Raw genomic sequence first — 24,913 nt, forward strand, 5'->3', positions numbered from 1 at the left:
TGGGCCTTGTTATGCGTTTACGCTACAGTCACACCGTTCCCGTGGAGACCGCCTGACCGATGAGCACCGCCCCTACCGCCAATCTGATGGGCATCACCGGGATCGCCCGGCGCCTGGTGCTGGACGGCGCCCTGGACGAGGCCATCGCACGCAAGGCGATGGACGGCGCCACCGCCGAGAAGATGCCGATGGCATCCTATCTGGCGGACCGCCGCCTGGCGTCGCCTAGTGCTCTGGCAGCCGCCAACTCCATCGAGTTCGGCATGCCGCTGGTGGATTCGCTGGCCATCGACCCGACCCAGTCCGCGATCGCCCTGGTCAAGGAAGAGTTGCTGCGGAAGCACCAGGTGCTGCCGCTGTTCAAGCGCGGCAACCGGCTGTTCATCGGCACTTCCGATCCCACCAACAGCCGGGCGCTGGAGGAGATCAAGTTCCACACCAACCTGGCGGTGGAACCGATCCTGGTGGACGCCGACCGGATCAAGCGCAGCCTTGAGCAGTGGCTTGAGGCCGCCGACGCAATGGCCGGCGACCTGGAGGACAGTGATGGTCTGGACGGCCTGGAAGTCAGCGGCGGCGACGACGACCTGAGCAATGACACCGGCGTGGACGCCAAGGGCGAGGACACCCCGGTCGTCAAGTTCGTCAACAAAGCGCTGGTTGACGCGATCCGCCGCGGCGCCTCGGACATCCACTTCGAGCCTTACGAGACCGACTACCGGGTGCGTTTCCGCATCGACGGCATCCTGAAGACATTCAAGAAGGTGCCGGTGAAGCTGCACGCGCGCATCGCCGCGCGCCTGAAGGTGATGGCGCAGCTGGATATTGCCGAGAAGCGCATCCCGCAGGACGGCCGCATCAAGCTCAACATCAGCAAGACCAAGCAGATCGACTTCCGCGTCAGCAGCCTGCCCACCCTGTTCGGCGAAAAGATCGTGCTGCGCATCCTGGACGGCAGCGCCGCCAAGATGGGCATCGAGAAGCTGGGCTACGAGCCGGACCAGCAGAAGCTGTTCCTGGACAGCATCCACAAGCCCTACGGCATGGTGCTGGTCACCGGCCCCACCGGCTCCGGCAAGACCGTGAGCCTGTACACCGCGCTGGGCATCCTCAACGACGAGACCCGCAACATCAGCACGGTGGAAGACCCGGTGGAGATCCGCCTGCCGGGCGTCAACCAGGTGCAGCAAAACGCCAAGCGCGGCATGACCTTCGCCGCGGCACTGCGCAGCTTCCTGCGCCAGGATCCGGACGTGATCATGGTCGGCGAAATCCGCGACCTGGAAACCGCGGAGATCGCGATCAAGGCCGCGCAGACAGGCCACATGGTGCTGTCCACCCTGCATACCAACGACGCGCCCCAAACCATCGCCCGCCTGATGAACATGGGCATCGCGCCCTACAACATCACCAGCTCGGTGAACCTGGTCATCGCCCAGCGCTTGGTGCGCCGCCTGCACAACGACTGCAAGCGCGCGGTGCACCTGCCCGAGCACGCGCTGCTGGCCGAAGGCTTCACCGCCGACGAGATCCACGCCGGCATCACCGTCTACGAGGCGGGGGGCTGCGATGAGTGCACCGGCGGCTACAAGGGCCGCGCCGGCATTTACCAGGTGATGCCGATGACCGAGGAAATCCAGCAGATCGTGCTGGCTGGTGGTAATGTCCAACAGCTGACCGAGGCTTCCCTGCGCAGCGGCGTCCGCGATCTGCGGCGCTCCGCGCTGGACAAGGTGAAACAGGGGATCACCAGTCTCATCGAGATCAACCGCGTCACCAAGGACTGAAGGGGAGCTCCATGTCCGCAAACAAGGCTGCCATTGGCAAGACCCGGCAAAAGGCCGAGTCTCACCGACTGAATGCGCTGGATGAGTTCGTCTGGGAAGGACGCGATAAGCGCGGCAAGGTGATGAAGGGCGAGCAGATGGCGCGCAACGCCAACCTGCTGCGCGCGGACCTGCGCCGGCAGGGCATCACCCCAACGGTGGTCAAGGCGAAACCGAAGCCGCTGTTCGGCGGCAGCGGGAAGAAGATCTCGGCGCGCGACATCGCCGTGTTCAGCCGCCAGATCGCCACCATGATGAAGTCCGGCGTGCCGATCGTGCAGGCGCTGGAGATCATCGGCGGCGGCAACAAGAATCCGAACATGAAGAAGATGGTCAACAGCCTGCGCACCGACATCGAGGGCGGCGCGTCCATCTATGAGGCGATGAGCCAGTTCCCGGTCCAGTTCGACGAGCTGTACCGCAACCTGGTGCGCGCCGGCGAATCCTCCGGCGTGCTGGAAACCGTGCTGGAGACCATCGCCACCTACAAGGAAAACATCGAGAGCATCAAGGGCAAGATCAAGAAGGCGCTGTTCTATCCGGCTGCGGTGATTGCGGTTGCCATTTTGATCAGCGCCGTGCTGATGATCTACGTGGTGCCGATCTTCAAGGAGACCTTCTCCAGCTTCGGCGCCGACCTGCCCGCGTTCACCAATCTGGTGTTCAGCATTTCCGACATCGTGGTGAAGTGGTTCTGGCTGATTGGCATTGTCCTCGCCGCGGCGATCGGCTTCTTCATCTACACATACAAGCGTTCGCAGAAGCTGCAGCACACCGTTGACAGGCTGCTGCTGAAGATGCCGGTGATCGGCAAGGTGCTGCACGATTCCGCCATCGCCCGCTTCGCCCGCACACTGGCCCTGACCTTCCGCGCCGGCGTACCGCTGGTGGAGGCGCTGGACAACGTGGCCGGCGCCACCGGCAGCATGGTCTACCACAATGCCGTGATGAAGATCAAAGACGATGTGGCCGTCGGCTACCCGGTCAACGTCGCGATGAAGCAGGTCAATCTGTTCCCGCACATGGTGGTGCAGATGACCGCGATCGGCGAGGAAGCCGGCGCGCTGGACACCATGCTGCTGAAGGTGGCCGAGTTCTACGAGGAAGAAGTCAGCAACACCGTCGATGCCCTGAGCAGCCTGATCGAGCCGATGGTGATGGTGATCATCGGCGGCCTGGTCGGCTCGATCGTGGTGGCCATGTACCTGCCGATCTTCAAGATCGCCATGACGGTGATGTAAGCAGGGCGCTCATACCAGATGGCATTTCTCGACGCACACCCCGGCCTCGGCTTTCCCGCCGCGGCTGGCCTGGGCCTGCTGGTCGGCAGTTTCCTCAACGTGGTGATCCTGCGCCTGCCGCCGCGGCTGGAGTGGCAGTGGAAGCGCGACGCCCGCGAGATCCTGGAGGAGCCGGATCTTTACGACCCGCCGCCGCCGGGCATCGTGGTGGAGGGCTCGCATTGCCCGAAATGCAAGAAGCCGCTGTCCTGGTACGAGAACATCCCGCTGCTGAGCTGGGTGCTGCAGGGCGGCAAGTGCCGCGGCTGCAAGGCGCCCATCTCGATCCAGTACCCGTTGGTGGAGTTGATCACGGCGCTGCTGTTCCTTGCCTGCGCCTGGCGTTTCGGTTTCGGCTGGAAGGGCTTCGGCGCGATGCTGCTGACCAGCTATCTGGTCGCGCTGTCGGGCATCGATTTCCGCACCCGCCTGCTGCCCGATCAGCTGACCCTGCCGCTGATGTGGCTGGGCCTGGTCGCCGCCAGCGACAACCTTTACATGTCGGCCAAGCCCGCGCTGCTTGGCGCGATGGCCGGCTATCTCAGCCTGTGGTCGGTGTACTGGATCTTCAAGCAGCTCACCGGCAAGGAAGGCATGGGCCACGGTGATTTCAAGCTGTTGGCGGCGCTGGGTGCGTGGATCGGCCTGTCCGGCATCCTGCCGACCATCCTGCTGTCTTCGCTGGTGGGCGCCATCGTCGGTTCGATCTGGCTGGCCGTGAAAGGCCGCGACAAGGCCACGCCGATTCCGTTCGGCCCGTATCTGGCCGTCGCCGGCTGGATCAGCTTCATGTGGGGCCAGCAGCTAGTGGGCGCCTACCTGCGTTTTGCCGGGCTGGCATAAACCTCGGAACACCGGCGGCGCTACCCACATAATGTCCCGATGAGCGACTACATCATCGGCCTGACCGGCGGCGTGGCCTCCGGCAAGAGCGCGGTCGAAACATGTTTCCGGGCATTGGGCGTGGCAGTGGCGGACGCCGATGCGGCCGCACGCGACGCATTGGCGGCTGGCAGCGACGGCCTGGCCGAGGTAGTGGCAACGTTCGGCAGCGAGGTGCTGGGACCGGATGGCCTGTTGGACCGGGCGGCCATGCGGCGGCGGGTGTTCGCCGATCCGGCGGCGCGCCAACGGCTGGAGGCGATCGTCCATCCGCGGGTACGCGCAACCCTGGCCGATGCCTGTCGCGCTGCACCGGGCGCCTACACCGTGGCCTCGGTCCCGCTGCTGGCCGAAGGCGGCGGGCGCGACGCCTATCCGTGGCTGGCCCGCGTGCTCGTGATCGATGTGCCGGAAGCCGTGCAGCTTGCACGCCTGCTGCGGCGCGACGGCATCGACGAGGCGCTGGCAGGGGCGATGATCGCGGCGCAGGCCACCCGGCGGCAGCGTCTGGCAATCGCCGACGACGTCATCGTCAACGACGGGCCGCTGGAAGCACTGGACGGCCAAGTGGCGGCGCTGGACCGCTTGTACAGGTCGCTGGCCGCGCCTGTCCCGTAGCCGGCGTCATCCGCGAAGCAACAGCTCCGCCACCACCGGCAAGTCGGCGGGGGGCATCGGGTAGTCCACCAGCTTGCGCAGCGGCACCCAGGCCAATGCCTGTCCTTCCAGGCCGCGCGGATGGCCGCTGAAGGCCACCTCCCGCACGTCCAGCAGCAGGCGCTTGCCGGGCGTCTCCAGCGGCACGCAGGCCACCGGTGCGCCCACCGTGGCCTCGATGCCCAGTTCCTCGCGCAGTTCGCGCACCAGGGCGTCTTCTGGTGATTCGCCGGGTTCCACCTTGCCGCCCGGGAATTCCCACAGGCCGGCAAGGTCGCGGCCTTCGGTGCGGCGCGCCAGCAAGATCCGCCCACGCACGTCGCGGATCACCCCGGCAACGACGTGGACCTGCTTCATGTCCGCAAGCCTGGGGCGGGCAATGCGGGAAGCGTGTTACGCAAGCTGCCCATGGCAGTGCTTGAACTTCTTGCCGCTGCCGCAGGGGCAAGGATCGTTGCGGCCGATGTCGGCAAACGCTTCCTGCTGCGCGCGCGCGGCCTGCACCTGCGCCGCCTCCTCGTCCGCGCCCATGCCGCCGGAACCGGGGTGCTGGAACTGCATCTGCCGGGCCACGGCCTCGGCGCGGGCACGCTCCTGCGCTTCCGCTTCGGCCACTTCCTCTTCGCTGCGGATGCGCACGCGTGCAAGCAGCGAGACCACTTCGTGCTTGACCTTCTCCAGCAACTCCGAGAACAGCTCGAAGGCTTCCTTCTTGTATTCCTGCTTGGGCTGCTTCTGCGCATAGCCGCGCAGATGGATGCCCTGGCGCAGGTAGTCCATGCGCGCCAGATGCTCCTTCCAGCTCTGGTCCAGCACGTTCAGCATCACGTGCTTTTCCAGCATGCGCATGGTCTCGGCACCCACCTGCTCTTCCTTGCCAGCGAACAGCGCGTCCACCGCGTCCTGCACGTGGCCAAGGATCTGCGATGCATCCAGCTCGGTTTGTGCCTTGTGCAGGCCCACCAGATCCAGCTGCACGCCGAACTCGGCGGCCAGCGCCGCTTCCAGGCCCGACAGGTCCCACTGCTCGTCGATCGAGTCGGCCGGCACGTGGCGCTGCACCAGCTCGGCCACCACGTCGTAGCGGATGCCGTCGATGTTCTCCTTGACGCTCTCGGCTTCCAGCAGCTCGTTGCGCTGGCCGTAGATGACCTTGCGCTGGTCGTTGTTGACGTCGTCGAAATCGAGCAGGTTCTTGCGGATATCGAAGTTGTGGGCCTCGACCTTGCGCTGCGCGTTGGCGATCTGCTTGGTCACCAGCGCGGATTCGATGATGTCGTCTTCCTTCAGGCCCATCCGCGCCATCACCTTCTGCACCCAGTCGGCGGCGAAGATGCGCATCAGGTTGTCTTCCAGCGACAGGTAGAAGCGCGACGAACCCGGATCGCCCTGGCGACCGGAACGGCCGCGCAGCTGGTTGTCGATGCGGCGGGATTCGTGGCGCTCGGTGCCGATGATGTGCAGGCCGCCGGCGGCCTTCACCACGTCGTGGCGCTCCTGCCATGCCGCCTTGATCCGGTCCTTGTCGGACGGCGACGCGTCCTCGCCCAGCGCGGCAAGTTCGGCGTCCAGCGAACCGCCCAGCACGATGTCGGTGCCGCGACCGGCCATGTTGGTGGCGATGGTCACCGCGCCCGGCGCGCCGGCGTTGGCGATGATGTGCGCCTCGCGCTCGTGCTGCTTGGCGTTGAGCACTTCGTGCGCGATGCCGGCTTCGCGCAGGTTTTCGCTGAGCAGTTCCGACACCTCGATCGAGGTGGTGCCGACCAGCACCGGCTGGCCCTTGGCCACGCATTCCTTGATCTCGTTGGCCACCGCGCGGTACTTGCCGGCGCGGTTGAGGAACACCAGGTCCGGGTGATCCTTGCGCACCATCGGCCGATGGGTGGGGATGACCACCACTTCCAGCGCGTAGATGTTCTGGAACTCGAACGCCTCGGTGTCCGCGGTGCCGGTCATGCCGGACAGCTTCTTGTACATGCGGAACAGATTCTGGAACGTCACCGACGCCAGAGTCTGGTTCTCGCGCTGCACCGGCACGCCTTCCTTCGCCTCCACCGCCTGGTGCAGGCCGTCGGACCAGCGCCGGCCCGGCAGGGTGCGGCCGGTGAACTCGTCGACGATGATCACCTCACCGTCGCGGACGATGTAGTCCACGTCGTTCTGGTAGATCGCGTGGGCGCGCATCGCCGCGTTGAGGTGGTGGACCACGTGGATGTTCTGCGCGGCGTACAGGCTCTCGTCGGCGGCGAGGATGCCGGCCTGGCGCAGCAGCTGTTCGGCGTGCTCTTGCCCGGCTTCGGACATGTGCACCTGCTTCTGCTTCTCGTCGACCCAGTAGTCGCCCTCGCCCTCTTCGGTCTCCTGCCGCTGCAGCGACGGCACCACTGCGTTGACCCGCAGGTAGAGCTCCGGCGATTCGTCAGCCGGGCCGGAGATGATCAGCGGGGTGCGCGCCTCGTCGATCAGGATCGAGTCCACTTCATCGACGATGGCGAAGTTGAGGCTGCGCTGGAAGCGGTCTTCCTTCGCCAACGCCATGTTGTCGCGCAGGTAGTCGAAGCCGAATTCGTTGTTGGTGCCGTAGGTGATGTCGCAGCCGTAGGCCGCGCCCTTGTCGCCGTGCGGCATGCCCGGGTAGACCACGCCCACGCTCAGGCCCAGCCAGTTGTAGAGCTTGCCCATCTGGGCGGCGTCGCGGCGGGCCAGGTAGTCGTTGACGGTGACCACGTGTACGCCCTTGCCCTCAAGCGCGTTCAGGTACACCGCGGCGGTCGCGGTCAGGGTCTTGCCTTCGCCGGTACGCATTTCCGCGATCTTGCCGCCGTGCAGGACCATGCCGCCGATCAGCTGGACGTCGAAATGGCGCATGCCGAACACCCGCACCGAGGCTTCGCGGCAGACCGCGAACGCTTCCGGCAGCAGCTTGTCCAGCGATTCGCCCTTGGCGACGCGCGCCTTGAACTCCTCGGTCTTGGCCCGCAGCGCCTCGTCGGAGAGCGCCTGCATCTGCGGCTCCAGCGCATTGATCTTCCTGACGTTGGCGCCGTACTGCTTGAGCAGGCGCTCGTTGCGGCTGCCGAAAACGCTGGTAAGCAAACTGTTGAACATGGGGTGTCCCTGGCGGGATGCGCGCCGGTGGCGCGGCATCGGGAAAGCAACGAAATGCCCGAAACCGGGCATGGGTGCCCGTTCGGGAATCGAATAGTTTAGCTGGAGGCGGCCCGCGGCGTGCGCAAGCCCCTTGCCCGATGTCAGCCGCGCTTCGGCCCGTGCCGGGCCAGCGCGTTGTTGTGGCCGAGGAACTTGCGGGGATTGACCACCACGCCGTCCTGCCACAGTTCGAAGTGCACGTGCGCGCCGGTGGAGCGGCCGCTGGAGCCCGCCTTGGCGATTTCCTGCCCCGCGCGCACCAGATCGCCGACCTGGCGGGTCAGGCGCGAGTTGTGCGCATAGCGGGTGACGTAGCCGTTGCCGTGGTCGATCTCGACCGTGTTGCCGTAGCCGCTGCGGTCGCCGGCATAACTGACCACGCCGTCCGCCACCGCCAGCACCGGGTCGCCGATGCTGGCCTGGAAATCGATGCCCTTGTGGAACTGGCTGCCACCGCCGAACGGATCGGCGCGGCCACCGAAGCCGGAGGTGACGAAGCTGCCGGCAATCGGTTCACGCGAAGGCACCGTGTTGCGGTCCAGCGCGCGGTTGAACAGCAGGGTTTCCAGCACCGACAGCTGGGTGCCGGCCAGGCGATAGTCGCCTTCCAGCGCCGCCAGCCGCGCGCGCAGCTCGGCCGGAGGCATGTCGCGGGTGATCCCGCCACCACCCTGGCCGACCGGCTTCTCGAAATCGAATTCGCCGTCCTGCAGCTGGCCGGCACGGGTCAGGCGGGTACCCAGCGCGTTCAGGCGGTTGGCCTGCGCCTGCAGTTCGGCCAGCCGCGCGGCCAGCGCGTTGACATCGCGCTGCGCGTCGCGGCGGACCTTGTCCAGTTCGGCCTGACGCTCGGCATCCGCGGTTTGCAGCGCCTCCACCTGGGCCATACCGATCGCACTGCGTGCGGCCGCGCCGCACAGCATGCCTGCGCCCAGCAGCAGCGCCAGCGCCGCCCACGGCCTGCTCCGCGCCCATTTGCGCAGCTGCCGGGCCTGCGCGACGGCGCGCTGGCGGGTATCGTGTAGGTTGCTGATTTCGATCATCCGTATGCCTGGTTCTCGATCCAACCCCGAAGGGAGCCGTGCCGCCGCCAGCCCGCGCGCGGCGCTGGACGCGCTGCTCGCCGGTTCCGCCGGGGGCACCCTGCGCCGGGCGCAGTGGCTCGACGCGATGGACCGGTTGTTGCGGCCCCTGCTGCCGGCGGGGCTGGGGGCGCATGCGCGCCTGGCCAACGTCCGCGGAGACAGGCTGGTGTTCGTCGTCGACTCGCCGGTGTGGCATGCCAAGTTGCGGCTTGCCGCGCCAGCGCTGATCGACGCCGCCCGCTCCATCGGGCTCGAAGTGAACGACGTGGGTGTCAGGACGACCACCGCACCGCTGCGGCCGTTACCGCCGGCCGAAGCGCGCCATGCTCCGATGTCGGCCGCCGCCCGTGCTGGACTGGAGGCGGCCTTGGCCCTGCTGCGGCCGGATGCGTCGGAAGAACACGCCGGGGGCGACCGCAAGGCCGGTGCGAGGCGGGCAACGAAGCCCCCCGCCGAACCAGCCGAGGGCGCATCCTAGCCGCGACGGCGGTCGGTTTTGTTAAGAAATCGCTGGCGAGCGCTGCAATTTTGTGACGCGCACCGCGGTTTGCGGTGGAATCAGGCCGCCGGCAGCGCGATTCCGTAGCTCAATTGGGGCGCCTGTTCGGCATCGACGAAGCTGACCTCTTCCCACGCCTGCGCATCCGCCAGCAGCGCGCGCACCAGCTTGTTGTTCAGCGCGTGCCCGGACTTGTAGCCCTCGTAGGCGCCGAGGATGGCGTGGCCGGCCAGGTACAGGTCGCCGACCGCGTCGAGGATCTTGTGGCGGACGAATTCGTCGGCATAGCGCAGCCCGTCTTCGTTCAGCACGCGGAAGTCGTCGAGCACGATGGCGTTGTCCATCGAACCGCCGAGGCCGAGGTTGCGGTCGCGCATGTATTCGAGGTCGCGCATGAAGCCGAAGGTGCGCGCGCGGCTGACTTCCTTGATGTAGGCGCTGGTGGAGAAGTCCACCTCCACCCGCGACAGCGTATCCGGGATCGCCGGGTGGTCGAACTTCACCGTGAAGCCCAACCGGAAGCCGTCGTGCGGATCGAAGCGGGCGACCTTGTCGCCATCGCGCACTTCCACCGGCTTGAGGATGCGGATCAACCGCTTGGCCGCGTGCTGTTCGACGACGCCGGCCGATTCCAGCAGGAACACGAAGGGCCCGGCGGAACCGTCCATGATCGGAACTTCCGGCGCGCTCAGCTCGATATAGGCGTTATCGATGCCCAGCCCCGCCAGCGCCGACATCAGGTGCTCGATCGTCAGCACCTTGGCGCCATCGCGGCTCAGTCCGGTGCACAGCGTGGTTTCGGTAACCAGCGCGGCGGCGGCGGGCATTTCCACCACCGGCTCGAGGTCGATGCGACGGAACACGATGCCAGTATCGACCGGCGCCGGCCGCAGGGTCAGGAAGACCTTCTCGCCGCCATGCAGGCCCACGCCGGTGGCGCGGATCACGTTCTTGAGGGTGCGTTGGCGAAGCATCGGTTCAGACTATCACGCGATTTGCTGAATCCAGCCGTAAAAAGGCCGTCGTCCTGCGCCCTGCGCAGACGGCAGCGGCGGAACGAAAGCGGCCGGCCGGCAGCGCCGACCGACCGGAAAACGCGCCGGGCGGACAACCCGGCACGCGATTCGACAGGGGTAACACGCCCTTCCTCCGCCACGGACTGACGGGGGAAAAGGTTGGGGCGGCGGCGGCGTTGCGCGCGCTCCCCGGCTTCCTTCCGCTCACGCGGAAGAAAGCTGTCGGGCCATCAGTCTGCCTGGCGGCGCAAGAACGCCGGGATGTCCAGGTAGTCGTCCTTCGGCAGCTCGGCGGCGGCCGGGGCGGCCTCGGCGGCGTTGCGACGCAGGCTGCCGGCGAAACCGACCGGCGCGGCCGGGGTGAAGCTGTCGGCGATCGCGTCGATCGGCAGCCCGGTGGTGCCGTCGCGCTTGACCTGGGTGTTGATCAGCTGCACCTGCGGGCGACGCGGCGCTTCCTGGGTGGTTTCGTAGCGCACTTCGCGGCGCTCGTTGCCGGCCGGCTGACGCAGGCCCACGGTGGCGCGGCTGAGGCCGGTGGCGACCACGGTGACGCGCACTTCGTCCTGCATGTCCGGGTCGAGCACGGTGCCGATGACCACGGTGGCGTCTTCGGCAGCGAACTGCTCGATGGTGCGGCCAACCTCGTCAAACTCGGCCATGGTGAAGTCCGGGCCGGCGGTGATGTTGACCAGGATGCCGTTGGCGCCGGACAGGTTGACGTCGTCCAGCAGCGGGTTCTGGATCGCCGCCTCGGCCGCCGCCTGCGCGCGGTCGTCGCCGCGGGCGCTGCCGGTGCCCATCATCGCCAGGCCCATTTCGGACATGACGGTGCGCACGTCGGCGAAGTCGACGTTGATCAGGCCCGGGCGCACGATCAGGTCGGCGATGCCCTGCACCGCGCCGAGCAGCACGTCGTTGGCGGCGCGGAACGCCTGGATCATGGTGGCATTGCGGCCCAGCACGGTGATCAGTTTTTCGTTCGGGATGGTGATCAGCGAATCGCAGTGCTGGCTCAGTTCCTCGATGCCCTTGGCCGCGACCTGCATGCGCCGGCGGCCCTCGAACGGGAACGGCTTGGTGACCACGGCCACGGTCAGGATGCCCATTTCCTTGGCCAGCTGCGCCACCACCGGCGCCGCGCCGGTGCCGGTGCCGCCGCCCATGCCGGCGGTGATGAACACCATGTCGGCGCCCTGCAATGCCTCGATGATGGTTTCGCGGTCTTCCAGCGCGGCCTGGCGGCCGACTTCCGGGTTGGCGCCGGCGCCGAGTCCCTTGGTGACGTTGCCACCGAGGGTCAGCTGCTGGCTGGCGCCGCAGTTCTTGATCGCCTGCGAGTCGGTGTTGGCGGTGATGAATTCCACCCCGTCGACGCTGCTGTTGACCATGTGCGCGACCGCGTTGCCACCGCCGCCGCCGACGCCGAAGACCTTGATGACCGCGTTGGGTGCCACCTGCTGGATCAGTTCGAAATGTGCCATGTCCGTGTCCTGTCGTTGTGGCCGGGATCGGAGAGGCGGGGGTTCCGCTTCGCCTTCGCCGGCTTGTTATTGGGTTGTGTCCTGCGCTTGCCGCCTTGCCGCTTTTGCCGCCCTGCCTGCCTGCCTTTCCCTGCCCTGCCCGCTGTTGCTACCGCCTTCCGCTGCCGCCGCTCAGAACGCGCCGCGGAACCACTTCACTGCCTTGCCCAGCACCCCGCCGACCTTGCCGCTGGGCAGGGTCGGCCGCTTCGGGTGTTCCATCTGCGCGCCCATCAGCAGCAGGCCAACGCCGGTGGCATGCACCGGATTGCCCACCACCTCGCCAAGGCCGGTGACGTGCTGCGGGATGCCGATCCGCACCGGCATCTGCAGCATTTCCTCGGCCAGCTCGACCACGCCTTCCATCTTCGAAGCGCCGCCGGTCAGCACCATGCCGGCGCGCACCCGCTGCTCGAAGCCCGAGCGGCGCAGTTCGGCCTGCACCATCTCGAAGATTTCCTCGTAGCGCGCCTGCACCGCCTGCGCCAGCGCGTGCCGCGGCAACCGACGTGGCGGGCGGTCGCCCACGCTTTCCACCTGGATGCTTTCCTCGGCGCGCGCCAGCTGCGCCAGCGCGCAGGCGTACTTGACCTTAATGTCCTCGGCGTGCGGCGTGGGCGTGCGCAACATGTGCGCGATATCCTCGGTCACCTTGTCGCCGGCCACCGCCAGGTTGGCGGTGTGGCAGATCGCGCCCTGCATGAACACCGCGATGTCGGTGGTGCCAGCGCCCATGTCCACCAGCACCACGCCCAGCTCGCGCTCGTCCGGGGTCAGCACGGCGGTGCTGGATGCCAGCGAGGACAGCACCAGCTCATCCACCTGCAGGCCGCAGCGCTGCACGCACTTGCTGATGTTCTGCGCCGCCGACTGCGCGCAGGTGACCAGATGCGCGTGCACTTCCAGGCGCACGCCGGTCATGCCGACCGGGTTGCGGATGCCTTCCTGCGAATCGTCAAGCACGTATTCGCGCGGGATCGCATGGAGGATGCGCTGGTCGGCCGGGATCGCCACCGCCTTGGCGGCTTCCAGCACGCGGTCGAGGTCGCCGTAGGTAACCTCGCCGTCGCGGATCGGCACGATGCCGGGCGAATTCTTGCACTGCACGTGGTTGCCGGAAATCGAGGCGTACACGCTGCTGACTTCGCAGCCGGCCATCAGCTCGGCTTCCTCCACCGCGCGCTGGATCGACTGCACGGTGGAGTCGATGTCCACCACCACGCCGCGGCGCAGCCCGCGCGATTCGTGGGAACCGATGCCGATCACCTCGATGGGTTCGCCCGGGGCGTATTCGCCGACCAGCGCGGTGACCTTGGAGGTGCCGATATCGAGGCCAACGATCAGGGACTTGTCGCCTTTGCGGTTCATGTATTGCTGCCGTGGTTCGTGGGGGTTGGTACTGCCTTCGCCCAAGTCAGGGCAAAGCCGTTGGTGTAGCGAAGATCGGCGCGGACCAGCCGCCGGTGCGGGTTTTGCGCAGCCAGCTGCGGCAGCATCGGCGCGAACCGCGCCAGCCGCGCGCCGGGGTCGCTGCGCCCCAGCACCACGCGGGTGCCGTCGCGCAGGCTGATCGACCAGCTGCCGCGGCGGTCCAACGCAACACCCAGCACGCCGCCGGCATTGGCCAGCTGCGCGTGTGCCTGGTTGTAGAGCGCCACCACCTCCGGCACGCGGCCTTCCGGGCCATCCAGCAGCGGCAGGCCGGCCGGCGCCTGCAGCTTGCCGACCGGGAACAGCCGGCCGTGCTCGGACAGCAGCTGTTTCTCGCCCCAGCGCGCGAACGGCCGGTGCTCGACGATCCGCACCTCCAGCACGTCCGGCCAGTGCTTGCGTACCTGCGCGCGCTCCACCCAGGGCAGCGCATCCACGGTGCGCTGGATCGCGCGCAGGTCCACCGCGAAGAAGCCGCGCTGCGCGTGCGGCAGCACCGCTGCCTGCAGCTGCGCGCGGTCGACCCGCGCCAGTTCGCCCTGCACGCGCAGGGTGCGCAGCGGCCAGTGCTCGCCACCCATCCAGCCCTCGACCACGGCCACCACCGGCAGCGCCAGCAGCGCCAGCGCAAGCAGCCAGGCCAGCGAGCGCAGGGCGGGCTTCAAAGCGTCTGCTCCAGGATGCGCCAGCACAGTTCCTCGAACGACACGCCCAACTCGCGCGCCGCCTTCGGCACCAGCGAGTGGCTGGTCATGCCCGGCGCGGTGTTGACCTCCATCAGCATCAGGCGACCGTCGCCATGGCGCATCACATCGACGCGGCCCCAACCCGTGCAGGCGGCAGCGCGGAAGCCGGCCAGCGCCAGCGCACGCACTTCCTCTTCCTCGGCGCCTTCCAAGCCGGGGCAGAGGTACTGGGTGTCCTCTGCGATGTACTTGGCGTGGTAGTCGTACCAGCCGCTCGCCGGCACGATCCGGATCGAGGGCAGGACCACGTCGCCCACCACCCCAACCGTGAATTCGCCGCCGGTCAGCATCTGCTCGGCCAGCAGTTCCCCGGCATAGCCGCGCGCGAATTCGATAGCGGGTGCGAGGTCGTCTTCCGAGACGATGCGGAACACGCCAACGCTGGAACCTTCCGTGGACGGCTTCACGAACACCGGCAGGCCGAGTTCGCGCACCGCCGCCGCGAGGTCGCCCTGAGGCGCGATGCGCACGAAGCGCGCGGTCGGCAGGCCGGCAGACTGCCAGACCTGCTTGGTCCGGATCTTGTCCAGGGTCAGCGCGCTGCCCAGCACGCCGGGCCCAGTGAACGGGACTTCAAAACCCTGCAGCAAGCCCTGCAGAACGCCGTTCTCGCCATCGCCGCCGTGCAGGATGTTGAACACGCGGTCGAACCGGCCGTGGACCAGCGCATCGACCAGCGCCGGGATGCCATCGACGCCGTGCGCATCGACCCCGCGCGACCGCAGCGCCTCCAGTACGTTGGCGCCGGAATTCAGCGAGACCTCGCGCTCAGCACTGCTGCCGCCCATCAGCACGGCGACGCGACCGAACGCGGCCGGGTCGGTGCAGCGCAGCGGGGCGAATGCGGACGCACTCATGCGGGTTCTCCCTGCGCGGATTTCGGCTGCAGGCCGTCGCGGGCGATCTGCTGCGCGGCGGCGCCGATGTCGCCCGCGCCCATCAGCAGCAACAGGTCGCCGTCGCGCAGCACGCCCGGCAATACGCCCGCCACTTCAGCGGCACCGCCGACGACCACCGGCTCGACGCGACCGCGGGTACGGATGGAGCGCGCCAGCGCACTGGCATCGGCGCCCGCAATCGGCGCTTCGCCGGCCGGGTACACCTCGGTCAGCAGCAGCGCATCGACGCTGGACAGCACCGCCGCGAACTCGTCGAACAAGTCGCGGGTGCGGGTGTAGCGATGCGGCTGGAACGCTACCACCAGGCGCTTTTCCGGCCAGCCGCCGCGGGCCGCCGCGAACACCGCGGCCAGTTCCTTGGGGTGGTGGCCGTAATCGTCCACCAGCGCCACTTCGCCACCGCCTTCCAGCTGCAGCGTGGCCAGCTGGTTGAAGCGCCGGCCGATGCCCTGGAAGCCTTCCAGTGCCTTGGCGATGGCGGCGTTCGGCACGCCCAGCTGCCAGCCGATGGCGGCAGCGGCCAGTGCGTTCTGCACGTTGTGGCGGCCCGGCAGGGCCAGCGTGCAGGCGGTGCGGCTGCCGTCTGGCAGGCACAAGGTGAACTGCATGCGCGCGCCCTGTTGGCGCACGTCGGCGGCGCGCACGTCGGCCTCCGGCGCAAAACCGTAGGTCACCACGTGGCGCGGCGTCTTGCGCGCCAGCTGCGCCACTTCCTCGTCGTCGATGCACAGCACCGCCAGCCCGTAGAACGGCAGCCGGTGCAGGAATTCGGAGAACGCATCCTTGACCCGCTCGAAGTCGCCGCCGTAGTTCTCCAGATGGTCGGCATCGATATTGGTGATGACCGCCACCACCGGGTTCAGGCGCAGGAAGCTGCCATCGCTCTCGTCGGCTTCGGCGACCAGCCAGTCGCCGCCGCCAAGCCCGGCATTCGCGCCGGCTGCCAGCAGCTTTCCGCCGATCACGAAGGTCGGGTCCAGTCCGCCTTCGGCCAGCACGCTGGCGGTCAGCGAGGTGGTGGTGGTCTTGCCGTGGGTACCAGCCACCGCCACACCGCGCTTGAAGCGCATCAGTTCGGCCAGCATTTCCGCGCGCGGCACCACCGGGATGCGCTGCGCGCGCGCCTCCAGCAACTCGGGGTTGTCCGCCTTGATGGCGCTGGACACCACCACGCAGTCGGCCTCCAGCACGTTGGCGGAAGCATGGCCGCGGTGGATGGCGATGCCGAGCGAGGCCAGCCGCTTGGTCACCGCGTTGTCGGCGTTGTCGGAGCCGCTGACCTGGTAGCCCAGCGTGCGCATCACTTCGGCGATGCCGCTCATGCCCACCCCGCCGATGCCGACGAAATGCACGCGCGGCAGCGCCTTGGCCGGGTCGTTGATCTGCCGCAGGTGCAGGCTGTGCGGGCTCATCGGGAAACCTCGTTGGAAATCGTGGCCAGCACGGCGTCGGCCACGCGCTGCGCGGCATCGGGACGGGCCAGGCCGCGCGCGGCCTGCGCCATCGCCAGGCGCTTGCCGGGATCATTGGAAAGGTCGGCCAGCGCTTGCTGCAGGCGCGCGGCCAACTGGTCGGATTGCGGCAGCAGCACGGCGGCGCCGCGCTCCACCAGATATTCGGCGTTGCGGGTCTGGTGGTCGTCCACCGCCTGCGGGAAAGGCACCAGCACGCTGCCGACGCCGACCGCGCACAGCTCGGCCAGGGTCAGCGCACCGGCGCGACAGACCACCAGGTCAGCGCCGGCATATGCCGCGGCCATGTCGGCGATGAAAGGTTCGACCCGCGCCTCGACGCCGGCATCGACATAGGCTTGGCGCGCGGCATCGAGCATCTTTTCGCCGGCCTGGTGAACGATCCGCACCGGCAGGCCCAGCGCGGCGACTGCCTTCGGCACCGCCTCGTTCAGTGCGCGCGCGCCCTGGCTGCCGCCCAGCACCAGCAGGCGCAGCGGGCCGGCGTGGTCGAAGCCGCGCTGCCCGGGCGGCGGCACCTGCGCGATCTGCGCGCGCACCGGGTTGCCGACGTGGACCTCCTTCGCAAACGTCTGCGGGAACCCCACCAGCACCTGCCGCGCCACTTTCGCCAGCGCCTTGTTGGTCATGCCGGCGGCGCGGTTCTGCTCGTGCACCAGCAGCGGGATGCCGGCCATCCGCGCGGCAATCCCGCCCGGCCCCGCGGCGTAGCCGCCGAAGCTGATCGCCGCGTCCGGACGGCGCGCACGCATCACCGCGGCGGCCGCGCGCACCGCCGACAGGATCCGCAGCGGCGCCGCCAGCAGGGTGGCGATGCCCTTGCCGCGTACACCCTTCACGGTGATGGTGTCGATGGCGATGCCCTGCGTCGGCACCAGCCGGGTTTCCATGCCGCCGTCCGCACCCAGCCAGCACACCTCGGCGCCGCGCTCGCGCAGCGCCTGCGCGACCGCAAGGCCGGGAAAGATGTGGCCGCCGGTGCCACCGGCCATCACCATCACCAGGGGCGCATGCGCGCTCAACGGGACCTCCGCAGCGCGGCCAGCGCGGCCGATTCGGTGGACGGCCGGCCCAGGGCGGGTTCGATCCGCTGGCGCAGGCGGCTGGTGCCGCGGTTGCCGGCGTCGGCCGGCAGCGGCGGCTGCGCGGCCACCGGCGGCGTGCCCACGGGCGACCCGCTGGCCACGCCGCGCAGCTTCGCCACCTGGCGCGCCGCACGGTTGTACTCCCACGACACACGCAGCAACAGGCCCAGCGCCACGCAGGTCATGAGTACGCTGGAACCGCCCGAGGACACCAGCGGCAGGGTCAGGCCCTTGGTCGGCAGCATGCCCAGATTCACGCCGATCGAAACGAAACTCTGCAACGCCATCCACAGCGCGATGCCGAACGCGATGTAGCCGGAAAAATGCCGCTTCATCTCCACACACTTCAAGCCCAGCCAGAATGCGCGCCCGGCCAGCAGCACGAACAGGCCCACCACCAAGGCCACGCCGGCAAAACCCAGCTCTTCGGCGATCACCGAGAAGATGAAATCGGTATGCGCTTCCGGCAGATAGCTGAGCTTCTGCACGGACGCGCCCAGGCCCACGCCAAACCATTCACCTCGACCAATCGCCATCAGCGCGTTGCTGAGCTGATAACCGGCACCCAGCTGGTCTTGCCAGGGGTCCATGAACGAGGTCACGCGACGCATGCGATACGGCTCGAACACCACCAGCAGAACGAGCGCCGGCACCATCAACAGGATCGGCAGGGCGATCCGCCGGATCGGCGCGCCGCCCAGCAGCAGCATGCAGGTGGTGATGCCAAGCAGCAGCACCGATGAGCCGAAGTCCGGCTGCAGCAGCAGCAGCACGACCAGCACGCCGACCACGCCCAGCGGCTTGAACATCGCGGTCAGGGTGACCGCCACGTCCTCGCTGTAGCGCTTGAGGTAGCTGGCCAGCCAGACGATGTAGAGCACCTTCACCGCTTCCACGACCTGGAAGTTGGACACGCCGAAGTTGAGCCAGCGCCGCGCACCGTTCACCGATTTGCCGATGACCGGCACGAACACCAGCAGCAGCAATACGGCGCAAGCCAGAAGCAGCCACTGGCTGTGCTTCTCGATGGTTTTCAGCTCGGTGCGCATCGCCACCGCAGCCAGCCCCACCCCGACCGCCAGAAACATCAGATGACGGCTCAGGAAGTACCACGGACCTGCATCGACGCCGCCACCGGCAATCGCCGCAGATCCGACCATCACCACACCCAGGCAGGCCAGCGTGATGGACACACCCAGCAGCCACGGGTCGAAACGCCCGACCAGCTCGTCGCGACGGGTCGCCTGGCCCAGGCTGCCGAAACCGGTCGCGGCCATCAGCGCACCTTCAAGGTGGCAAGGCCGACCAGCACCAGCACCACGCTAATGATCCAGAAGCGCACGATCACCCGCGGCTCCGGCCAGCCCTTGAGTTCGAAGTGGTGGTGGATCGGCGCCATCCTGAACACCCGCTTGCCGGTGAGCTTGAAGCTGGCCACCTGGATCATCACCGACAGGGTTTCGATCACGAAGATGCCGCCCATCAGCACCAGCACCAGTTCCTGGCGCACGATCACCGCGATCGTGCCCAGCACCGCGCCCAGCGCCAGCGCGCCGATGTCGCCCATGAACACCATCGCCGGATAGGTGTTGAACCACAGGAAGCCCAGCCCGGCGCCTGCGATGGCCGCGCAGATGATGATCAGCTCACCCGCGCCCGGCACCCGCGGGATCTGCAGGTACTGGGCGAAGGTGGCGTTGCCGGACGCATAGGCGAACACGCCCAGCGCGCAGGCCACCAGTACCGTGGGCATGATGGCCAGGCCATCGAGGCCGTCGGTCAGGTTGACCGCGTTGGAGAAGCCTACGATCCAGAAGTAGGCGATGCCGACGAAGCCGACGCCGGCCAGCGGCAGCGCGATCGATTTGAAGAACGGCACGTAGAAGGTGGTGGCCGCCGGCACGTCGGCGAAGGCGAACAGGTAGATGCCGGCGGCAAGGCCCAGCACCGACTGCAGCGCGTACTTGGTGCGCGAGCGCATGCCGTTGGGGTCGCGCTTGACGATCTTGATCCAGTCGTCCGCCCAGCCGATGGCGCCGAAGCCGACCATCACCACCAGCACCACCCACACGTACTTGTTGCGCAGGTCGCCCCACAGCAGCACCGAGGCCGCCACCGTCGACAGGATCAGCGCCCCGCCCATGGTGGGCGTGCCGGCCTTGGAGAAATGCGACTGCGGGCCGTCCTTGCGGATCGGCTGGCCGCCCTTGAGCGTGGCCAGGTAGCGGATCATCCGCGGCCCCCACCACAGCGACAGCGCCAGCGCGGTCAGCGCGCCGAGGATGGCGCGGAAGGTCAGGTAGTTGAACAGGTTGAAATGGCCCTGCAGCTGTTCCAGCCAACGGGTGAGTTCAAGCAGCATCGGTGGTCTCCCCGTCGGGTCCGGCATCCCGCTGCAGCAGCGCGGTCACGATCCTGTCCATCGCGCTGCCGCGCGAGCCCTTCACCAGCACGGTGGTTCCGGCACCCAGCTGTTCCCACAGCGCCTCCGCCAGCGCGGCGTGCGAGGCATGCACGCTGCCACCCTCGCCGAACGTCCGCGCGGCGTGCGCGCTCAGCTCGCCCAGCGCGAACAAGCGGGCGATGCCGGCGACTTTGGCGCGGGTTCCGGCCGCGGCATGCAGATCGACTTCCTCGACGCCCAGCTCGCGCATGTCGCCCAGCACCAGCCAGGCCTCGCCGCCACTGTCCGCCAGGGTGTCGATGGCCGCGGCCAGCGAACCCGGATTGGCGTTGTAGCTGTCGTCCACCAGCATCGCGCCGCTACGCAGGCGATGGGTGGCCAGCCGACCGGCCACGCCCTCCACCGCTTCCAGCCCGGCGCGGATCTGGGCCAGGGTTGCGCCCACCGCCAGCGCCATCGCCGCCGCGGCCAGCGCGTTGCGGACGTTGTGGCGGCCGGGCAGCGGCAGTGCAACCTCGGTCTCGCCTTCCGGCGCCACCAGGGTGAAGCGCGAGCCCTGCAGGCTGCCGTGGATGTCGCGCGCGCCGATCTCGGCCTCGGCTTCGATGCCGAAACGGATCACCCGCACGCCACGCAACCGCTCGCTGAAATAGAGTGCGAATGCGTCATCGGCATTCACCACCGCCACGCCGTCCGCCGCCAGCGCCTGATAGATCTCGCCCTTGGTCTGTGCGACGCCGAGCAGGCTGCCCATCCGTTCCAGGTGGGCAGACGCGATGTTGTTGACCAGCGCCACGTCCGGTCGAGCGATGGCGGTCAGGTAGGCGATATCGCCGGGTTTGCCGGCACCCATCTCGTAGACCGCGAAGCGCGCATCGTCCGGCGCGTCCAGCACGGCCAGCGGCAGGCCGATCTCGTTGTTGCGGTTGCCGGGGTTGGCGTAGGCGCTGCCCAGCTGGCGCAGGATCGAATGCAGCAGCGTCTTGACCGTGGTCTTGCCGTTGCTGCCGGTGACCGCCAGCACCTTGGTGGCGCGTTCGCGCTGCACCGCCGCGGCCAGGCTGGCCAGCGCGCGCTCGGTATCGGCCACGACGACCTGCGGCAATGCGGCCTCGACCGGACTCGCCACCAGCGCGGCCACGCAGCCGCCATCGGCGGCGGTCCGGACATGCGCGTGCCCGTCAAAACGCTCGCCCTTCAGCGCGACGAACAGCGCATCGCCGGCGGGCAGCGCGCGGGTATCGGTCGCGACGGCATCGACCGTACGGTCGTCGCCGACCAGCCGGCCACCGGTGGCCTGGGCGATCCACGACAGCAGGCGCGGCGTCATGCGGCACCGCCTTCGCGACGGCGCAGGCAGTCACGCGCCACCGCCGCATCCTCGAACGGATGCTTCACCCCGCCGACGTCCTGGTAAGGCTCGTGACCCTTGCCGGCGATCAGCACCACGTCGTCGGCGCCGGCGCCGGCAATCGCCTGCGCGATGGCGGCGGCGCGGTCGCGCTGCACCGCCACCCGCGCCGGTTCGGCGAAACCGGCCAGGATATCGGCGACGATGGCGTCGCCATTCTCGTTGCGCGGGTTGTCGTCGGTGACGATGACGCGGTCGGCCAGGCGCTCGGCGATGGCGGCCATCTGCGGGCGCTTGCCGGTATCGCGCTCGCCACCGCAGCCGAACACGCAGGTGAGCGTGCCGGCGGTGTGCGCGCGCAGCGAGGCCAGCGCCTGCTCCAGCGCATCGGGGGTGTGGGCGTAGTCCACCACCACCAGCGGCGCGCCGGCTTCGCCACCCAGCCGGTTCATGCGGCCATCGACCGGCAGCAGCTGCGACAGCGTCTCGGCGATCAGCGCCGGCGCCATGCCCATCGCGAACAGGGTGGTCGCAACGCCCAGCAGGTTGTCCACGTTGAAGCGGCCCAGCAGCGGCGAACGCACCGGGTGCGCCTGGCCGCCGGCATGCAGCAGGAAGCGGATGCCGCTGCCGTCCAGCAGCAGCTCTTCCGCGCGCACGCTGGCGCCGGCGACGCCGCGCGAGGAGAAGCCCAGCGCGCGCACCTTGCCGCTGACCGCGGCGAACAGCTCGCGGCCGAACGCATCGTCCAGGTTGACCGCCGCCGCGCGCAGGCCCGGCCAATCGAACAGACGCGCCTTGGCCGCGCCGTAGCGGGCCATGTCGCCGTGATAGTCGAGGTGGTCGCGGGTGAGGTTGGTGAACACCGCCACGTCGAAGTGCACGCCATCCACGCGACCCTGGTCGAGCGCGTGCGAGGACACTTCCATCGCCACCGCCGAGGCGCCCTCATCGCGCAGCTCGGCCAGCAGCGCGTGCATGCGCAGCACCAACGGGGTGGTGAAGCCGGTCGGCACGATCTTCGGATACACGCCGCTGCCCAACGTGCCGACGGTGCCGGCGGTCTGGCCGCGCAGCGTCCACGCCTGCGCCAGCAGCTGCACGGTGGACGTCTTGCCGTTGGTGCCGGTCACGCCCACCGTGGCCATCGCCGCGCTGGGGTGGTCGTGGAAGCTGTCGGCCATCGCGCCCATGCGCGCGCGCAGGCCGACCACGGGGATCGCATCGGCGGGTGCCGGCAGCTCGTCCGGTGCCGGCGGCTCAAACAGCACCGCGGCGGCGCCGGCCTGGCGGGCGACGTCGACGAAGTTCAGTCCGTGCGCGCCGAAACCGGCGATCGCCACGAACGCATCGCCCGGCTTCACCTCGCGACTGTCCTGCACCAGCCCGGTGATGGCGAGGTCGGCGGACAGGCCTTCCAGCTCCGGCAGCAGTTCGCCCAGCAGCATGGCGCGGGTCATTGCAGCGCCCTCGCATTGGCGGCGCCGGATGGCGCAATGGCGGCAGCCGTCGCGGGGAACTCCGGCGGCGTGCGGCCTTCGGCCTTCATGCGCTTGGCCTCGGCCGCGGCCTGCACGGCCAGCCAGGCGTCGAGGTTGTCGGGTGAAACGTCCATCAGGCGCAGCGCGCCCTCCATCGTGTTGCGGAACACCGGCCCGGCGATCACGCCGCCGTAGTAGCCCTTGCGGCTGGGATCCGGATCGTTGACCGCCACCACCATCGCGAAACGCGGGTGCTCCACCGGCACCAGGCCGGCGAAATAGCCGATATAGCGGCGCGAATAGCCGCCGGCGCTGGCCTTGCGCGAAGTGCCGGTCTTGCCGGCCACGTGGTAGCCGAGGATCGCCGCCTGGGTGGCGGTGCCGCCCGGCTCGGTCACGGTCTGCATCATGTGCAGCACCTGGTTGGCGATGCGCGCATCCAGCACGCGCGTGGGCGGGTTGTGCTGGCCCTTGACGAAGCTGGGCTGGTGCAACAGCCCGCCATTGCCCAGCGCGGCGTAGGCGGTGGCGATCTGCAGGGGGGTGGCGCTCAGGCCATAGCCATAGCTCATGGTCTGCTTGCTGGTGCCGCTCCAGCCAGGACTGCCCGGCGACGGGAACAGGCCGGCCGCTTCGCCCGGAAAACCGCTGCCGGTGCGCTGGCCGTAGCCGAAGCGACGCATGAAGGCATAGAACTGCGCATCGCCCAGCCGCTTGGCCACGAGGGAAGCGCCGACGTTGGAACTCTTGCGGATGATGCCTGTGGTATCCAGCACGCCGTAGTTGTGGGTGTCGGTGGTGCGGTAGCGACCGTTGGCGATCCAGCCCGGGTTGGTGTTGAACAGCGTGGCCGGGGTGATCACGCCGGCTTCCAGCCCCGCTGCCACGGTCAGCGGCTTCATCGTCGAGCCCGGTTCCAGCAGGTCGGTGACCGCGCGATTGCGGTGCGCGTCGCGCGGGCTGGTGCCGACGGCGTTGGGGTTGAAGGTGGGCATGTTGGCCATCGCCAACACCTCGCCGGTGGCCACGTCCAGCACCACCGCCGAGCCGCTGCTGGCGCCGGTTTCGGCAATCGCATTGCGCAGCTCGCGGTGGGTCAGGTACTGGATGCGGCGGTCGATGCTCAGCGCCAGGTCGTGGCCGGGCTGCGCGGCGCGCACCAGGTCCACGTTCTCGACGATGCGGCCCTTGTTGTCGCGGATCACGCGCTTGGCGCCGGCAGTACCGCGCAGCCAGTCGTCGAAGGCCAGCTCCAGGCCTTCCTGGCCGCGATCATCGACGTTGGTGAAACCCAGCACGTGCGCCAGTGCCTCGCCCTGCGGGTAGAAGCGGCGGTACTCGCGCTGGCTGGCCACGCCGGGGATGTCCAGCGCGAGGATGCTGGCGGCTTCGTCCGGGTTGATGCGGCGCTTGAGGTAGACGAACTCCTTGTCGGCGCGGGCGCTGAGCCGGCTGGCCAGTTCGTCCTGCGGCATGCCCAGAGCACGCGCCAGCGCCGGCAGGCGCTCGGGCACCTTCAGCAGTTCGCGCGGGTTACCCCAGATCGACTCGACCGGCGAGGAAATCGCCAGCGGCTCGCCGTTGCGGTCGGTGATCATGCCGCGCGAAGTGGCGATCGGGATCTCGCGCAGGAAACGCGCGTCGCCCTGCTGCTGGTAGAAGGCGTGATCGACCACCTGCAGGTCCAGCGCGCGCGCCAGCAGCGCCACCGAGCCCAGCCCGAGGAAGCCGCAGACCAGCGCCAGCCTCCGGCGCAGGTCGAACTGCTGCACCCGCGCACGCGGATGCACGTTGGCAGCGCGCTCGCGGCGCGCTTCGCTTCCGAACCAGCGCAGGCGTTTGCCGAAGTGGGTCATCGCCGCAGCACCACCACGTCTTCGGTGCGCGGGAATTCCATTCCCAGGCGGGTGCGCGCGACCTGGTCGACGCGGTTGCTTTCCGCCCAGGTCGCCTGCTCCAGCTGCAGCCGGCCGAATTCGATGTTGAGCGCGTCGCGCGCCTTTTCCAGCCGGCTAAGCTCGACGAAGGCCTGGCGATGCTCGTGGCGGTCGCGCACGATCAGCAGCGCGGTCGCGATGTTGGCGACCACCAGCACGGCCAGCAGCAGATGCCGGTTCATGCCG

The 24,913-nt window shown here is 68.6% G+C and carries 20 protein-coding genes and 1 pseudogene; 5 read left to right on the forward strand and 16 right to left on the reverse strand.

What is annotated here, in order from left to right:
- The first annotated feature begins 59 nt into the window (after positions 1-59).
- The 4 genes from pilB to coaE are packed head-to-tail and all read left to right on the forward strand — an operon-like array spanning position 60 to position 4,606.
- Positions 60-1,787 (forward strand): type IV-A pilus assembly ATPase PilB, encoded by a 1,728-nt coding sequence (pilB, locus tag G582_RS0106970; protein WP_028839222.1) that lies wholly within the window; start codon positions 60-62, stop codon positions 1,785-1,787.
- 11 nt (positions 1,788-1,798) lie between these two features.
- Entirely contained in the window at positions 1,799-3,067 is a 1,269-nt protein-coding gene (locus G582_RS0106975) for a type II secretion system F family protein (RefSeq protein ID WP_028839223.1), read from the forward strand.
- Positions 3,068-3,085: 18 nt separating this feature from the next.
- The gene (locus tag G582_RS0106980; RefSeq protein ID WP_028839224.1) at positions 3,086-3,949 is read left to right on the forward strand and encodes a prepilin peptidase; all 864 of its coding nucleotides are present in this window, start codon (positions 3,086-3,088) and stop codon (positions 3,947-3,949) included.
- Between the two features lie 39 nt (positions 3,950-3,988).
- Positions 3,989-4,606 carry a dephospho-CoA kinase gene (gene coaE, locus G582_RS0106985; protein ID WP_028839225.1) on the forward strand — a complete coding sequence of 206 codons (618 nt, stop codon included), beginning with the start codon at positions 3,989-3,991 and terminating at the stop codon, positions 4,604-4,606.
- A 21-nt stretch (positions 4,607-4,627) separates the two neighbouring features.
- Here coaE and mutT read toward each other — a convergent pair.
- The 3 genes and pseudogenes from mutT to G582_RS0107000 all read right to left on the reverse strand — a co-directional run.
- Positions 4,628-5,002: pseudogene (gene mutT, locus G582_RS15835) on the reverse strand (8-oxo-dGTP diphosphatase MutT); the annotation flags it as partial.
- 36 nt (positions 5,003-5,038) lie between these two features.
- Complete coding sequence (gene secA / locus G582_RS0106995; RefSeq protein ID WP_028839226.1) at positions 5,039-7,756, reverse strand: preprotein translocase subunit SecA; 2,718 nt, start codon at positions 7,754-7,756, stop codon at positions 5,039-5,041.
- Between the two features lie 143 nt (positions 7,757-7,899).
- A complete protein-coding gene (locus tag G582_RS0107000; protein ID WP_051246931.1) occupies positions 7,900-8,841 on the reverse strand; it encodes a M23 family metallopeptidase in 942 nt (313 codons plus the stop codon).
- Here G582_RS0107000 and G582_RS15840 point away from each other — a divergent pair.
- Positions 8,831-9,361, forward strand: coding sequence for a DciA family protein (locus tag G582_RS15840; RefSeq protein ID WP_425472232.1), 531 nt, complete (start codon positions 8,831-8,833; stop codon positions 9,359-9,361). The two genes, G582_RS0107000 and G582_RS15840, sit on opposite strands and share 11 nt — an antisense overlap.
- A gap of 80 nt (positions 9,362-9,441) precedes the next feature.
- Here the strand turns inward: G582_RS15840 and lpxC are convergent, their stop codons facing one another.
- The 13 genes from lpxC to ftsL all read right to left on the reverse strand — a co-directional run bounded on the left by lpxC (position 9,442) and on the right by ftsL (position 24,909).
- The gene (gene lpxC, locus G582_RS0107010; protein ID WP_028839228.1) at positions 9,442-10,356 is read right to left on the reverse strand and encodes a UDP-3-O-acyl-N-acetylglucosamine deacetylase; all 915 of its coding nucleotides are present in this window, start codon (positions 10,354-10,356) and stop codon (positions 9,442-9,444) included.
- 272 nt (positions 10,357-10,628) lie between these two features.
- A complete protein-coding gene (ftsZ, locus tag G582_RS0107015) occupies positions 10,629-11,882 on the reverse strand; it encodes a cell division protein FtsZ (RefSeq protein ID WP_028839229.1) in 1,254 nt (417 codons plus the stop codon).
- 171 nt (positions 11,883-12,053) lie between these two features.
- Positions 12,054-13,289: a cell division protein FtsA gene (gene ftsA / locus G582_RS0107020; RefSeq protein WP_028839230.1), complete on the reverse strand. Its 1,236-nt coding sequence runs from the start codon at positions 13,287-13,289 to the stop codon at positions 12,054-12,056.
- The gene (locus G582_RS0107025; RefSeq protein WP_028839231.1) at positions 13,286-14,017 is read right to left on the reverse strand and encodes a cell division protein FtsQ/DivIB; all 732 of its coding nucleotides are present in this window, start codon (positions 14,015-14,017) and stop codon (positions 13,286-13,288) included. Before G582_RS0107025 ends, ftsA begins: the two co-directional genes overlap by 4 nt.
- On the reverse strand, positions 14,014-14,955 hold the full coding sequence (locus tag G582_RS0107030) for a D-alanine--D-alanine ligase (RefSeq protein ID WP_028839232.1): 942 nt from the start codon (positions 14,953-14,955) through the stop codon (positions 14,014-14,016). Before G582_RS0107030 ends, G582_RS0107025 begins: the two co-directional genes overlap by 4 nt.
- Complete coding sequence (gene murC, locus G582_RS0107035; RefSeq protein ID WP_038053249.1) at positions 14,952-16,409, reverse strand: UDP-N-acetylmuramate--L-alanine ligase; 1,458 nt, start codon at positions 16,407-16,409, stop codon at positions 14,952-14,954. Before murC ends, G582_RS0107030 begins: the two co-directional genes overlap by 4 nt.
- Positions 16,406-17,467, reverse strand: coding sequence for an undecaprenyldiphospho-muramoylpentapeptide beta-N-acetylglucosaminyltransferase (gene murG, locus G582_RS0107040; protein ID WP_038053293.1), 1,062 nt, complete (start codon positions 17,465-17,467; stop codon positions 16,406-16,408). The genes murC and murG overlap by 4 nt, the downstream gene beginning before the upstream one ends.
- 20 nt (positions 17,468-17,487) lie before the next feature.
- Positions 17,488-18,831 carry a putative lipid II flippase FtsW gene (gene ftsW / locus G582_RS15845; protein WP_051246936.1) on the reverse strand — a complete coding sequence of 448 codons (1,344 nt, stop codon included), beginning with the start codon at positions 18,829-18,831 and terminating at the stop codon, positions 17,488-17,490.
- Positions 18,831-19,916, reverse strand: coding sequence for a phospho-N-acetylmuramoyl-pentapeptide-transferase (gene mraY / locus G582_RS0107050; RefSeq protein WP_028839235.1), 1,086 nt, complete (start codon positions 19,914-19,916; stop codon positions 18,831-18,833). The genes ftsW and mraY overlap by 1 nt, the downstream gene beginning before the upstream one ends.
- A complete protein-coding gene (locus tag G582_RS0107055; RefSeq protein ID WP_028839236.1) occupies positions 19,906-21,288 on the reverse strand; it encodes a UDP-N-acetylmuramoyl-tripeptide--D-alanyl-D-alanine ligase in 1,383 nt (460 codons plus the stop codon). Before G582_RS0107055 ends, mraY begins: the two co-directional genes overlap by 11 nt.
- A complete protein-coding gene (locus G582_RS0107060; protein ID WP_028839237.1) occupies positions 21,285-22,769 on the reverse strand; it encodes a UDP-N-acetylmuramoyl-L-alanyl-D-glutamate--2,6-diaminopimelate ligase in 1,485 nt (494 codons plus the stop codon). Before G582_RS0107060 ends, G582_RS0107055 begins: the two co-directional genes overlap by 4 nt.
- Positions 22,766-24,646 carry a penicillin-binding transpeptidase domain-containing protein gene (locus G582_RS0107065; RefSeq protein WP_051246939.1) on the reverse strand — a complete coding sequence of 627 codons (1,881 nt, stop codon included), beginning with the start codon at positions 24,644-24,646 and terminating at the stop codon, positions 22,766-22,768. Before G582_RS0107065 ends, G582_RS0107060 begins: the two co-directional genes overlap by 4 nt.
- Positions 24,643-24,909: a cell division protein FtsL gene (ftsL, locus tag G582_RS0107070; RefSeq protein ID WP_028839239.1), complete on the reverse strand. Its 267-nt coding sequence runs from the start codon at positions 24,907-24,909 to the stop codon at positions 24,643-24,645. Before ftsL ends, G582_RS0107065 begins: the two co-directional genes overlap by 4 nt.
- Positions 24,910-24,913 lie beyond the last annotated feature (4 nt).

This window comes from Thermomonas fusca DSM 15424 (assembly GCF_000423885.1).
Classification (GTDB): Bacteria; Pseudomonadota; Gammaproteobacteria; order Xanthomonadales; family Xanthomonadaceae; genus Thermomonas; species Thermomonas fusca.

What these genes read in the sequence shown, in the direction of transcription:
- G582_RS0106975 (WP_028839223.1), top strand. Translation starts at nt 1,799, where the DNA reads ATGTCCGCAAACAAGGCTGCCATTGGCAAGACCCGGCAAAAGGCCGAG.
- ftsA (WP_028839230.1), bottom strand. Translation starts at nt 13,289, where the DNA reads ATGAACCGCAAAGGCGACAAGTCCCTGATCGTTGGCCTCGATATCGGC.
- ftsZ (WP_028839229.1), bottom strand. Translation starts at nt 11,882, where the DNA reads ATGGCACATTTCGAACTGATCCAGCAGGTGGCACCCAACGCGGTCATC.
- ftsW (WP_051246936.1), bottom strand. Translation starts at nt 18,831, where the DNA reads ATGGCCGCGACCGGTTTCGGCAGCCTGGGCCAGGCGACCCGTCGCGAC.
- G582_RS0107000 (WP_051246931.1), bottom strand. Translation starts at nt 8,841, where the DNA reads ATGATCGAAATCAGCAACCTACACGATACCCGCCAGCGCGCCGTCGCG.
- murG (WP_038053293.1), bottom strand. Translation starts at nt 17,467, where the DNA reads ATGGTGATGGCCGGTGGCACCGGCGGCCACATCTTTCCCGGCCTTGCG.
- secA (WP_028839226.1), bottom strand. Translation starts at nt 7,756, where the DNA reads ATGTTCAACAGTTTGCTTACCAGCGTTTTCGGCAGCCGCAACGAGCGC.
- G582_RS0107060 (WP_028839237.1), bottom strand. Translation starts at nt 22,769, where the DNA reads ATGACCCGCGCCATGCTGCTGGGCGAACTGCTGCCGGAGCTGGAAGGC.
- pilB (WP_028839222.1), top strand. Translation starts at nt 60, where the DNA reads ATGAGCACCGCCCCTACCGCCAATCTGATGGGCATCACCGGGATCGCC.
- lpxC (WP_028839228.1), bottom strand. Translation starts at nt 10,356, where the DNA reads ATGCTTCGCCAACGCACCCTCAAGAACGTGATCCGCGCCACCGGCGTG.
- G582_RS0107055 (WP_028839236.1), bottom strand. Translation starts at nt 21,288, where the DNA reads ATGACGCCGCGCCTGCTGTCGTGGATCGCCCAGGCCACCGGTGGCCGG.
- G582_RS0107030 (WP_028839232.1), bottom strand. Translation starts at nt 14,955, where the DNA reads ATGAGTGCGTCCGCATTCGCCCCGCTGCGCTGCACCGACCCGGCCGCG.
- G582_RS0106980 (WP_028839224.1), top strand. Translation starts at nt 3,086, where the DNA reads ATGGCATTTCTCGACGCACACCCCGGCCTCGGCTTTCCCGCCGCGGCT.
- mraY (WP_028839235.1), bottom strand. Translation starts at nt 19,916, where the DNA reads ATGCTGCTTGAACTCACCCGTTGGCTGGAACAGCTGCAGGGCCATTTC.
- G582_RS0107065 (WP_051246939.1), bottom strand. Translation starts at nt 24,646, where the DNA reads ATGACCCACTTCGGCAAACGCCTGCGCTGGTTCGGAAGCGAAGCGCGC.
- murC (WP_038053249.1), bottom strand. Translation starts at nt 16,409, where the DNA reads ATGAGCCCGCACAGCCTGCACCTGCGGCAGATCAACGACCCGGCCAAG.
- coaE (WP_028839225.1), top strand. Translation starts at nt 3,989, where the DNA reads ATGAGCGACTACATCATCGGCCTGACCGGCGGCGTGGCCTCCGGCAAG.
- ftsL (WP_028839239.1), bottom strand. Translation starts at nt 24,909, where the DNA reads ATGAACCGGCATCTGCTGCTGGCCGTGCTGGTGGTCGCCAACATCGCG.